We start from the raw sequence: 11,349 nt of genomic DNA, 5'->3' as shown, positions 1-11,349 counted from the left end.
CATGGTTCTTAATAATTTCTACCATCCATTCACAAACTAAATATAAAAATACAGCTATGATTATAGTTTAATAGTACTTATCTTTTCTCTTAATCCTACTACAGATTCTTTAATATCCTTAGCTTTCATAATTGCCGATACTACTGCTATTCCACTTATCTTACTTCCTTTAAGTATATCAGAGTTTTCTTCATTTAGTCCACCAATAGCTACAACTGGTATATCTACTAATTCACAAATTTCTTTTAGTGTTGAAACTTCAGTTATTACAGTTTTAACCTTAGTTGTAGTTGGATATATAGCCCCAACTCCTAGATAATCTGCCCCTTCTCTAACAGCTTCTTCAGCCTGCTTAAGGGTTTTAGTTGTAGCACCTATTATCTTATTACTTCCAAGTATTTTTCTTGCATATCTTACATTAATATCACTTTGCCCTACATGAACTCCTGCAGCATCTACAGCCATAGCAATATCTATTCTATCATCAATAATTAATGGTATATTATACTTATCAGTAATTTCCTTAACTTTAAATGCTAGTTCAAGATATTCTCTACCTGTTTTATCTTTTTCTCTTAATTGAAGTAAGGTAATCCCTGATTTACAAGCCTCTTCTATCTTGTTTAAAAACTCATTTTCTTCAAGTCCAGTGCTATCAGTTACTAAATATAAACTACAATCAAATCTCATTTACTCTACCACCCTTATTTTAGATTTTTCTATTATATCTATCTCTTTAATAGTTGAAATATTATCTAATAAATCTACTTTAAATGAAGCTGTTCCTTTTGCTTCTTTAGAAAATTCTCCACTGATTCCCATAATCAAAGTTCCAAGTATTGCCCCTTCTAAAATATCACCACCACTTATACAAGTTGCAATTAAAGCATTTAACATACAACCTGTACCAGTTATCATTGAAAGTTCTTTGCATCCATTTTCAATTATAAAAGTTTCTTTTTCACTACTTATTAAATCTATTTCACCCGTTGAAACTACAATTGAATTAGTTCTCTTTGAAAGACTTCTTACAATATTAATATTGTCATTAATATTATTTTTTCCTGTACTATCTTCCTCACTAACATCAACCCCTTTAGACTTTGTTTCTAATCCAAGTATTGATTTTATTTCTGACATATTACCTTTAATAACATTAGGTTTACATTTTTCTATAAACTCTAGAGCAAAGTCACGCCTAAGATTACTACAGTTCACTCCAACTATATCAATAATTGAAGGGATTTCTTTTTTATAAGCTACTTCTCCTGAAATCATCATTGAAGTCATTCTACTATCACTTATATTACCTAAGTTAACTGCTAATGACTTGGCTGAAGATGTTATATCTGAAACTTCTTTGCAATGCTCAGCCATAATAGGTTTACCACCTATAGCTAGTACAACGTTAGCACAATCATTAATAGTTATATGATTAGTTATACAGTGAATAAGAGGTTTTTCTACTATTAATTTATTTTTGATATCCAGTAGCCTCTTTATTAAAAGTTCTACTTCCCTCATAAATTTTGCCTCCTAATCTATCTTGAATTTTAGCAAGCATTCCATTCTTCTTAAGTGCAATTAAGAATACATATGCGACAGAACCACCCATTATAGTTGCTGTTATAAACATTGGAACATAGAAAAATGCTGTTAATCCATCTCTTCCTACTAAATAAGTCATTACTGGATATGAAACTATTGCACCTATAACACCAGTTCCTATAATTTCACCTATTACTGCAAAAATAAGTTTCCCCTTAGAAGCTCTATATAAAACACCTGATAAAAAGGCTCCAAATACTGCTCCTGTTAAAGCAAGTGGAGGTATTCCCATAAATATCATTCTAATTATTCCTATTAGTGTTGCACATAAAAGTGAGTACCAAGGGCCTAAAAATACTGAGCATACAACATTTATTAAATGAGCTGTTGGGGCCATTCCCTCAACACGCAATATTGGCGAAATTACTACTCCTATAGCTACCATAATTGATAAGAAAACTGTTTTTAATACTTTTGAATTATTGTTCATTTTGTTCCTTCCCTTCTGAAATATTTATTTTAAGCTTTTGCTTAGCTTCTAACTAAACTTTAGGATTATCCTTTCTTAAAATAAATATTGCTAAAAAGATAGAAGTAACAAAATTAAATAGCGCATTAAAAGAAAGGATATTATCCCCTTTTAAAACGGTCGCAACTTAAAAGTTACCTCTCATCTTGAAACACAAGCTCCCTCGCTATTTAATTGTCCTGCCTATATAAGTCTTAGGGCGCTCCCCCAAAGACTTCATAAAGATTGATATCTATAATCACTTATCTACTAATCTTTATAAGACATAAAAAATAAAAAGCTCTCCTAATTCTTAGGAAAGCTCTATACTAACATTCTAATTAATATTTTCAATATGAATTCAATGGCTTCCCTTCGTAAGAATTACCTTAATCAGGTTATTAGAGTCTTTGAGTTTTGGCTCTTCTCTCAGCTATCCAAATTATAGCTCCCCTAGCTTTTTATTATGTAATTTTTCAAATACTATATACCAAATACTGTATGCCTTTATGTTAGCATCAGTAAACTCCTTTGTCAATATATAGTTATGCATCCTTATTTATCTACATACTTCAAAATATTATAAGTTATATAATATAGTTTTAAAATTAAATATTAAGAGCTAAAAAGTCCAGCTCCTCTTACTATTTCCTGATCATTAAATAATTCTAAAATAGCCTCCTGATAAGTATTTATATTTTGTGATTTCTTAATTTTCTTAGAGTATTTCTTATTGTCAGAAAATATATAAATCATATATCCCCAAAGTTCCTTCATTCTATATAATGCAATATTATCATCCTTAAATACTTCTCTATAATTAAACAAAATATCATCATGGAAGTCTTTTAATACTTTTTTATCTAATACTTTATCATTAATTATTTCATCAATTAAACCTGGATTTGCAAGAATACCTCTTCCAAGCATTATTTCATTAACTTCTGAAAACTCACTTTTAAAATTTTTATAATTTTCTAAAGTAAAAATATCTCCATTATAACAAACTGGATTAGTACTTAAGCTTAAGGCATCTTTAAAGACTTCAAGATTAGGTGTATTTCCATAAAAGTCTTCCCTAGTTCTAGGATGAATTATAAGCTCTTTTATAGGATATTTATTATATATTTTTATAAGCTCATAAAACTCTTCTGGTTCATCTCTACCTATTCTAGTCTTTACTGATATTTCTATATCATCTTTAATATATATTTCATCTAAAAATTTATCAAGTTCATCCCTCTTAGCTAAAAATCCTGAACCTCTTCCCTTAGATACAACTGTTCCTGAAGGACATCCTAAATTTAAATTAATTTCATTATATCCAAGCTGTTGTAGCTTCTCTGCTGTATTTATAAATCCTTCTGAATCATTAGTAAGTATTTGAGGTACTATATACATTCCTTTATTATTTTCAGGCAGTATATCTCTAAGCTCTTTAGTTTTAAAACTTTTACTGCTAGTTGGTACAATAAATGGTGTAAAGTATTTATCGATATTATGAAAAAACTTCTCATAAGAATTTCTATATACAAATCCTGTGATTCCTTCCATTGGTGCTAAATAAAATTTCATAAAAAACTCCTTTTAAATTAATCTAGAAATATTATATCAGCCTTCTTTTCCATCATCTACACTTTATAAAATTTTTCTTTACACACAACAATAATAAAATACGAATAAAATCACAAAGATAAATTGACAGCTCATAAGATAAATGGCTACAAAAATAAGTTCTACTAACCATATGCTTACTTCACCGTCAATTTATCTTTGCTAGTAATTTAGCATTTAAAATATTTTAGGAGATTACACTAATTTTTATTGAAATTCAGCACGTCTGAATTTCTTCCTTTAGTTAACCTACATCCCCAAGTTTAAATTATTCAAGGAGTTTTTAACATATTGTGAGTAAGCTGACTTGGAGCTTGCAACGGAAGCCGAGCATAATATGTTAAAAACTCCTGCTCAATTTAAATATCATTATTTTTACCTACTGGCAGTAATAAGCCTGATTTTTTTAATATTGGTCTTACTGCATTATAGATAAGAGCTACTAATATTACAGAAATAACTGCATTTACAAATGTAGTAACTGCACTTAGTTTAGCCAATATAACTGCTGCATCTTGAGGTTGTCCTAATATATATTGCTTATAAAAGAATCCAACAACAGGGTCTGCCACTACATTAAAAGCTAGTCCCCCAATCGATGCAATGATACTCCATTTGAAAATATACTTCTTATCATTACTTTCACTGATTTTTGCAATTCTATGTGCAATTAATCCTGTGATTAATCCAATACATAATTTTAATATAAATGTTTTAGGTGCTACCGTTATATATACAGGATCAATTAAGTCTGCAATTGTCATTCCAACTGCTCCTGCAACTCCCCCATACCATCCACCAAGTAACAACGCTGCTAAAACACAAAATGCATTTCCAATATGAATTGAACTTGCATCTCCACCTGGTAGTGGAATCTTAATTTGTAGATAGGTAAAAGATACAAAACATAGTGCTGCCAATAATGCTGTTTGAATTAGTTTCTTAAATCTAACTTCTTTGTTCAAAATAATTGCCCCCTTTTAATTATAGAACTTATAATAAATTCTATGACTCCATGGCAAATATGTCAATTGTACCCATACAATTCCGCAAATACATTCTAATCTATCATTATTATTAAGTTTATTATGCTTAATTTTTAAATTACGAACTAAAAAATACCACATATTAATTTTGAATAATACGGTATTTTAACAAGTTAATATTTATTTTTATCTTCGTAATAAATTAATATTATGTATTATGGTCTTGACAAAAATTTAGAGCGTTCTTCTCTAGTTCTAAAAATTTCTTTACCGATATCCTCTTTAAAGAAATCCCATCCATTATCACCTGTGTAACATATAGTTCCATCTCTTTCTAACTCAACGCTAACTACTATATCTTCGAATTCTCTATAATCTTCATCAATGCAATAAATCATATCTCCTACTTGAAATTCTTGTTTTTCCATTTCTTTTTCATAGTATTCAACTTTGATATTAATTTCTTTATTATCATATATAGGATTAGGTCATACATCCTCTAATTTTTTCTTAAGTATTTTAGTCCAAAATCTTTCAACACCTCTTAATGTCTTACTGTTTCCAACCTCATGCTCAATTGATTCTAATTCTTTTTTATCAACTATATCTGCTTTAATTTCACATAATAACCTTATTTTCATTTAACGACCTCCATACTAAATTATTTATATTAAATTTCTAGGTCTTACTTTATTTTAAACATCTAATTAAACTAATAGCCCGAATAAAGCTTTCTTGAACTAGTATCGTATTAGCAGTACGATACTTTTCTTATTCTAAAAACATTTAAATAAGATTATCCTCCCATATCATCTATTATCCATTTATTACTACTTTTTTCCTTAATTAAGATATAATTAGTACTATGTTTACCACTACCTTTAACTGATTTATTATCATCTTTATATTTTATATAATAATTAACAGTGTATATTTTTATATCATCTCTTGATAAATCTTTTCTTAATCTTCCTTTTCCACCATTTATATATATATTATAAAAATTACTATCAACTTGTAGTTCCATATTAATTAATTTAATAGTTTCTATATTATCTACATATTCTATATAGTTATCGGATATTTCGTCAGTAATAGTACTACTTAATTTCTTGATGTTATGCGTATTTTTATATTTTATATGGTTTTTTATTACTTTTTCTGGAGTGTTAAAAGATTTTATAAATATGACACCACCTAATATAATAAATATGAAAAATATTATTATAATCTTTAATTTTTTATTCATATTAAGTTAACTTTAAATAATTCATTAATATTATCTATTGAATTTATATCTAAATTCAACTTATACCATTGAATTATTTCTCCTATTTCTTGACTCCATTTATTCTCATATTCTGCCTTAAGCTTATCATATTTTTCTTGTAAGCTATCTGATACAACATATTCATTTTCAATAATTTTTGATTCTTTTGATTCTTCCCACTTATTACTCAAATACCCATTTAAAGTTTTTTGAATTTCTATGGTATTTAATTGAATGCTAGATTCTACTTGCTTATTTTCGATATTATCATATGCTTTAACAATATCAGCCGATGATATTCCCAACAAAGCAACTAGTCCTCCTGCAAATAATTTAATTGATTTAGTTTTATTCATACAATCTCCCCCTTTGGTTTTTTTGTATAATATAGATATATTGTATATTACATCTAAATTTTACCACAGTAATTATTGTAATAAAATCCTATTTTTGTATTAATTTTAATGTATAATAAAAGTTATGTGTTTTAAAAATTATTCATCTCACTTGATCTGCCAATTATCTTTCTACTTTCCAATTAGTTGTATTTTCTGTTTCAGGATTAAATCTATTCTTATATTGTTCTTTAGTTAAAAATCCTTTTTCAAAATTATCTTGATTTAATCCATCATGAATAATTCCCATTTCAATTACATTTTTAAATGGTTCTTCATTAATTTCATTAGGAAACTTAGTATAATCTTCCAATAAACTTTCAAGAGAGTATATCGCTTGACCATCTAATAAAGCACCATAATATATTTGCATTTGATAAATCATGTTTTTACCTCCTTTTAATGCGCAATATGATTATTTCACATATTATATTTATCTTTTCAAGTAATTCAGCATTAAAAAATTTAAATGATCAATCTATTCTAATTATGATATATGTTAGTACTTCCTGCACATATTCTCACTTATTTAAAACTCCATCAGGAGTTTTTTCCTTTAGTATCATTAATCTTACAAGATAAAATAATTCAAGTAGTATATAAAATATTGTGCGTGAACCGACTTGGAGTTTACGACGGAGGCTAAGCATAATATGCTATATACTACTGCGCATTTTATTACAATTACGTACTATTCAATTTTCAAAGAACCACTTTTCTTAATTAGTTATAAATAATTTCATTTTCAGAAGCAAAAGAATAAAAAATGAGGAGGGTTTTGAATATTAAAACTCTCCTCATTATACATTTAGTTTACTATCATTTTATTACTATTAATCGTAATTTCATATAAATTACTCTAATATATCACCATTTGATGAAATTACTTCTTTATACCAACTAAAAGACTTCTTTTTCTTACGAGAATAATCTCCTGTTCCATCATCTTGCTTATCTACATAGATAAAGCCATAACGCTTCTTCATTTCTCCTGTAGTCGCACTAACTAAATCAATAGGGCCCCACATTAAGTAACCAAAGCAATCTACTTGATCTTCTTCAACAGCTTTCTTTAGCTGAGTTAAATGCTTACTTAAATAATCAATTCTATAATCATCTTGAATGCTACCATCTTCCTCAAGCTTATCTATAGCTCCAAGACCATTTTCTGTAACTATAATTGGAAGTGAGTATTTACGATAAACATAGTTTAATAAGTATCTAAGTCCTATTGGATCAATAGCCCATCCCCATTTACTTTTTTCTAAATATGGATTTTGAACTCCTCCAAAAAGTGTCTCTTCTCCATCTTCATCACCCTCATGATGTCCAACACTAGTTGAATAGTAATTAACTCCTATAAAGTCTAACTTTCCATTAAAGAATGACATTTCATCTTCCTTAGAAATTTCAATGTCAATATTTAAATCCTCATATTCATTAAGTTTGTATCTTGGGAAAGCGCCATTACACATTGCATCTATTTGATAAAAATCACGCTCCATATCTTTAAAAGCATTTAATACATTAACTGGATTACAGTTTATAGGGTAAACTGGTGTTAATCCAAATACGCATCCAACTTTATTATTAGGATCAATTTCATGTGCTAATTCAACAGCTTTAACTCCTGCTAAAGTCATATTATATCCAATAGTAGCTAATGTTTGCTTCTTTTCTTCCATTTCACTAAACTTAAGACCAGCTATAATATAAGTAAATATATCTGATGCTTCAGTTTGTGGATCTATATGATTCATTTCATTAAAGGTTACCCAGTACTTAACTTTACCCTTTAAAGCTTCTAACATAGTCTTGCAATACTTTAAGTAAAAATCAACTACCTTCCTATTAGTCCATGAACCATATTTTCTTACTAAATTTACAGGCATTTCAAAATGATATAGAGTTATAATTGGTTCTATATCATTTTTTATCAATTCATCTACAACATTTATATAGTATTCAATTCCTTTTTTATTTGGCTCTTCATCATCACCATTTGGATAAATTCTAGACCAATCAATAGAAATTCTAAGAGCTTTAAAGCCCATTTCTTTAAATAGAGCAATATCCTCTTTATATCTATTATAAAAGTTAATACCTTCATGAGATGGATATCTTTTTCCCTCTTCAATCTCTTTACATATTTCACGAGGAACCTCATAGGAACCAGTAGTAACTAAATCCATGATTCCTATTCCTTTTCCATCCTTATCCCATGCACCTTCACATTGATGGGCAGCTATACTTCCACCCCATAAAAAATCTTCTTTAAGTTTCATATTAAAAACCTCACTCTATATTATAGAACTACTGTAATACATTCCTCTTCGCTAGTTATAAAATCTTCTTTTACTGGAATTACATCTAAGTAATCTGCAGTATTTGTAACTACCATTATTATAGTTGGATCATATCCTTCTTCCTTTACCTTTTCAAAATCAACTTCAACTAAAGGTTGTCCTACAGTTACCATATCACCTTGGTTAACTTTTAAATCAAAATGCTTTCCTTCAAGTTCCACTGTATTAATTCCTATGTGAATTAATATTTCAACTCCATCATCTGTTTTAATTCCAAAAGCATGTTTAGTTGGGAAAACAGTAACTACTTCTCCATTAGCTGGTGCAACTACTGAATTAGTATTAGCTACTATACCAACCCCTTTACCTAAAGCACCACTTGAAAATGCTTTATCATCAACTTTAGCTAATTCTATTAAATCACCTTTTGCACATCCATTAATTACAGTTTTTTTCATTATTGAAGCATTAACTTCTGAATCAACAGCTTTAACTTCTGCTATTTTTTCATCATTAGATTTTTCATCTTTTTCTTTAGGAATTCCTAATATATATGCGGCAATGGCTGCTGCAACAAAACCGATAATAACTGCAATAATCATTGAATAGAAGTTTTTATAATCACTATTTCCAATATATGATGGTAGTCCAGCTAATCCCCAAGCCATAGCATAAGTTTTAACATTAGTAATACCTGCAAATAGACCTCCAAGTCCACCACCGATCATAACTGCAATAAATGGTCTTCTAAATTTAACAAAAGCACCATATATAGCTGGTTCTGTAACACCAAGTAATGCACTGAATCCAAAAGTACCAAATAATTGTTTTTGCTTTTCATTCTTAGCTCTTAAGAAATATCCAACCATTGCACCAGCAACTGCTATATCGGAAATTGTACAAGCTGCATAGAAAACTGGATCATAACCAATTTCAGCATGGAATTGAACAACTATTGGAATAATAAAGTTTCCTGCTCCAAACATAATTAAGAATGGTTGAAGAGCAGCATATAATGCAATAACACTCCAGTTACCTAATGTATCCATAAGGAATAGACAAACATAGCTCATACCATTTCCTATCCAAGCTCCCATTGGTCCAAAGAACATTAAAGTAATAGGTAAACAAATTATTAAAGTAAATACTGGTACTAAGAAATAATGTAAAAATTGTGGCATTATCTTCTTTAAGAATTTTTGCACATATCCCATAAACCATACAGCTAATATTATTGGAATAAATGAGTTAGAGTAAGTAGTTGTAGGAAGTGAAATTCCAAATATGCTTAATCCTTCAACTCCATTAATTCCTTCTGATAAAAGTGCTGCTGCAAGAGCAACTGCTAAGTACGGACTAGCATTTAACCTCTTTGCACAAGACATTGCCATAAATATTGGCAAGAAGAAAAATACTGCTGAACGAATATTATCTAATAATAAATATGTAGGACTTTCTGCTGAAACTAATCCTGTTAAAGTAAGTAATGATAAAACCCCAGCAAGCATACCTGCTGCTATAATAGGCTCTAATATTGGAGTCATAGACTCTGAGAATAAATCTAAAACTGCCTTTACTGGATTCTTCTTAACTTTTTTATCAGATGCATCACTTTCTCCACTAATTCCAAGCATAGAGATTAATTCGCTATGTACTTCATTTACATGAGTTCCAACTATAATTTGATAAGCAACATCATTAGAAACTACATCAACTACTCCATCCATATTCTTAATTTCTTCTGTTTTAGCTTTAGAACGATCCTTTAAAGTAAATCTAAGTCTAGTCATACAATGAACAACAGCTTGAACGTTATCTTTTCCACCAACTAACTCTATAATCTTTTTATTAAAATCTTGATACTTCATTATTCTTCCTCTCTTCTACTTCTGTTTGTAACTCTATGAATATGAAGCATTAAGTAAGTTTCTTCATCTATAGAAAGCTCACAATTAAATTGCTCCTTTACATAGAGTTCTATCTTTTGTATGCATGCATATGCTTCTGGATAAAGAATTCTGATTTGTGAGTTTAAATCTTTATCATTATCGTTATAAATTTTTCCATTTTGTATTCTGTGTATAAAATATTGAAGATGGGTTATTAATCTCATGTAATTTAATGATGATTCATCAATTTTTAATCCATAATGATATTGGATTATGGAAATAATATCTCTTAAAATTTCCATACTTTTAATGGTCTCATTTAAATTACTTTTTCCCTCTTGTAAATTAACAAAATGTAAGGCAATTGAAACAGCCTCATCCTCTGGAAATTCTATACCGTACTTTTTCTTCATCTGATTTAAGGCATAAATTCCTATTTCAAAATGCTTTGGATAGAATTTCTTCACTTCCCATGTTAATGGGCTACGAATAAATTGTCCTTTAGCAGCACGTTTTAGTGCAAAATTAATATGATCTAGTAATGTCAAACTTAAATAGTCACCAGCTTTTTCATTTAATAGCTTTTCACCATACTCTATTATGTCGTTTAGCATGATAATTTCACTTTCATCTGTATTAGCTAAAAGATAACTAAAGTGTTCTAACATATCATTAGAATCTAATACATATGTCTTCTCTATTTCACTTTCAGTAATTGTTTGGCCTACCTTTTTTTTAAAAGATATTCCTCTAGAATAAACTATTACCTCATTCTTACCTCTTTTAACAACTGCCACATTATTATTTAAAATTTGACTTACTTTCATCTTAAA

Annotated in this window: 13 protein-coding genes and 1 riboswitch; all 13 genes read right to left on the bottom strand. The window is 28.8% G+C overall.

Translation table 11 applies throughout. The features are described from left to right. Nucleotides 1–60 precede the first annotated feature (60 nt). On the bottom strand, nt 61–690 hold the full coding sequence (gene thiE / locus E5347_RS10945; protein WP_136007271.1) for a thiamine phosphate synthase: 630 nt from the start codon (nt 688–690) through the stop codon (nt 61–63). Beyond that, a complete protein-coding gene (gene thiM / locus E5347_RS10940) occupies nt 691–1,491 on the bottom strand; it encodes a hydroxyethylthiazole kinase (protein ID WP_425350456.1) in 801 nt (266 codons plus the stop codon). Continuing rightward, nucleotides 1,475–2,038: an energy coupling factor transporter S component ThiW gene (gene thiW / locus E5347_RS10935; RefSeq protein WP_136007269.1), complete on the bottom strand. Its 564-nt coding sequence runs from the start codon at nt 2,036–2,038 to the stop codon at nt 1,475–1,477. The genes thiM and thiW overlap by 17 nt, the downstream gene beginning before the upstream one ends. A gap of 371 nt (nt 2,039–2,409) precedes the next feature. Next, nucleotides 2,410–2,521, bottom strand: a riboswitch (TPP riboswitch). Between the two features lie 150 nt (nt 2,522–2,671). Beyond that, nucleotides 2,672–3,631, bottom strand: a complete 960-nt coding sequence (locus tag E5347_RS10930; protein ID WP_136007268.1) for a tRNA dihydrouridine synthase — start codon at nt 3,629–3,631, stop codon at nt 2,672–2,674. A 398-nt stretch (nt 3,632–4,029) separates the two neighbouring features. After that, nucleotides 4,030–4,638 (bottom strand): ECF transporter S component, encoded by a 609-nt coding sequence (locus E5347_RS10925; RefSeq protein WP_425350455.1) that lies wholly within the window; start codon nt 4,636–4,638, stop codon nt 4,030–4,032. A gap of 233 nt (nt 4,639–4,871) precedes the next feature. Then, nucleotides 4,872–5,084 carry a hypothetical protein gene (locus E5347_RS10920; protein ID WP_136007266.1) on the bottom strand — a complete coding sequence of 71 codons (213 nt, stop codon included), beginning with the start codon at nt 5,082–5,084 and terminating at the stop codon, nt 4,872–4,874. A gap of 60 nt (nt 5,085–5,144) precedes the next feature. Further along, a complete protein-coding gene (locus tag E5347_RS16910; protein ID WP_168354952.1) occupies nt 5,145–5,297 on the bottom strand; it encodes a hypothetical protein in 153 nt (50 codons plus the stop codon). A gap of 155 nt (nt 5,298–5,452) precedes the next feature. After that, complete coding sequence (locus tag E5347_RS10915; protein WP_136007265.1) at nt 5,453–5,905, bottom strand: DUF4829 domain-containing protein; 453 nt, start codon at nt 5,903–5,905, stop codon at nt 5,453–5,455. Continuing rightward, on the bottom strand, nt 5,902–6,282 hold the full coding sequence (locus tag E5347_RS10910) for a hypothetical protein (protein WP_136007264.1): 381 nt from the start codon (nt 6,280–6,282) through the stop codon (nt 5,902–5,904). Before E5347_RS10910 ends, E5347_RS10915 begins: the two co-directional genes overlap by 4 nt. A gap of 163 nt (nt 6,283–6,445) precedes the next feature. Continuing rightward, nucleotides 6,446–6,706: a hypothetical protein gene (locus tag E5347_RS10905; protein ID WP_136007263.1), complete on the bottom strand. Its 261-nt coding sequence runs from the start codon at nt 6,704–6,706 to the stop codon at nt 6,446–6,448. 469 nt (nt 6,707–7,175) lie between these two features. After that, nucleotides 7,176–8,606: a family 1 glycosylhydrolase gene (locus tag E5347_RS10900; RefSeq protein WP_136007262.1), complete on the bottom strand. Its 1,431-nt coding sequence runs from the start codon at nt 8,604–8,606 to the stop codon at nt 7,176–7,178. A gap of 20 nt (nt 8,607–8,626) precedes the next feature. Next, the gene (locus tag E5347_RS10895) at nt 8,627–10,495 is read right to left on the bottom strand and encodes a beta-glucoside-specific PTS transporter subunit IIABC (protein ID WP_136007261.1); all 1,869 of its coding nucleotides are present in this window, start codon (nt 10,493–10,495) and stop codon (nt 8,627–8,629) included. Next, a complete protein-coding gene (locus E5347_RS10890; protein ID WP_136007260.1) occupies nt 10,495–11,343 on the bottom strand; it encodes a PRD domain-containing protein in 849 nt (282 codons plus the stop codon). Before E5347_RS10890 ends, E5347_RS10895 begins: the two co-directional genes overlap by 1 nt. Nucleotides 11,344–11,349: the final 6 nt, after the last annotated feature.

It is taken from the genome of Clostridium sartagoforme, from assembly GCF_004794105.1.
Lineage (GTDB): Bacteria > Bacillota > Clostridia > Clostridiales > Clostridiaceae > Clostridium > Clostridium sartagoforme_B.
This window is presented reverse-complemented; position numbering and strand designations above follow the sequence as displayed.

Bases quoted from the DNA above. Each gene is read 5' to 3' on its own strand.
- thiE (WP_136007271.1), bottom strand. From the start codon at position 690: ATGAGATTTGATTGTAGTTTATATTTAGTAACTGATAGCACTGGACTT.
- thiW (WP_136007269.1), bottom strand. From the start codon at position 2,038: ATGAACAATAATTCAAAAGTATTAAAAACAGTTTTCTTATCAATTATG.
- E5347_RS10930 (WP_136007268.1), bottom strand. From the start codon at position 3,631: ATGAAATTTTATTTAGCACCAATGGAAGGAATCACAGGATTTGTATAT.
- E5347_RS10920 (WP_136007266.1), bottom strand. From the start codon at position 5,084: ATGGAAAAACAAGAATTTCAAGTAGGAGATATGATTTATTGCATTGAT.
- E5347_RS16910 (WP_168354952.1), bottom strand. From the start codon at position 5,297: ATGAAAATAAGGTTATTATGTGAAATTAAAGCAGATATAGTTGATAAA.
- E5347_RS10915 (WP_136007265.1), bottom strand. From the start codon at position 5,905: ATGAATAAAAAATTAAAGATTATAATAATATTTTTCATATTTATTATA.
- E5347_RS10910 (WP_136007264.1), bottom strand. From the start codon at position 6,282: ATGAATAAAACTAAATCAATTAAATTATTTGCAGGAGGACTAGTTGCT.
- E5347_RS10905 (WP_136007263.1), bottom strand. From the start codon at position 6,706: ATGATTTATCAAATGCAAATATATTATGGTGCTTTATTAGATGGTCAA.
- E5347_RS10900 (WP_136007262.1), bottom strand. From the start codon at position 8,606: ATGAAACTTAAAGAAGATTTTTTATGGGGTGGAAGTATAGCTGCCCAT.
- E5347_RS10895 (WP_136007261.1), bottom strand. From the start codon at position 10,495: ATGAAGTATCAAGATTTTAATAAAAAGATTATAGAGTTAGTTGGTGGA.
- E5347_RS10890 (WP_136007260.1), bottom strand. From the start codon at position 11,343: ATGAAAGTAAGTCAAATTTTAAATAATAATGTGGCAGTTGTTAAAAGA.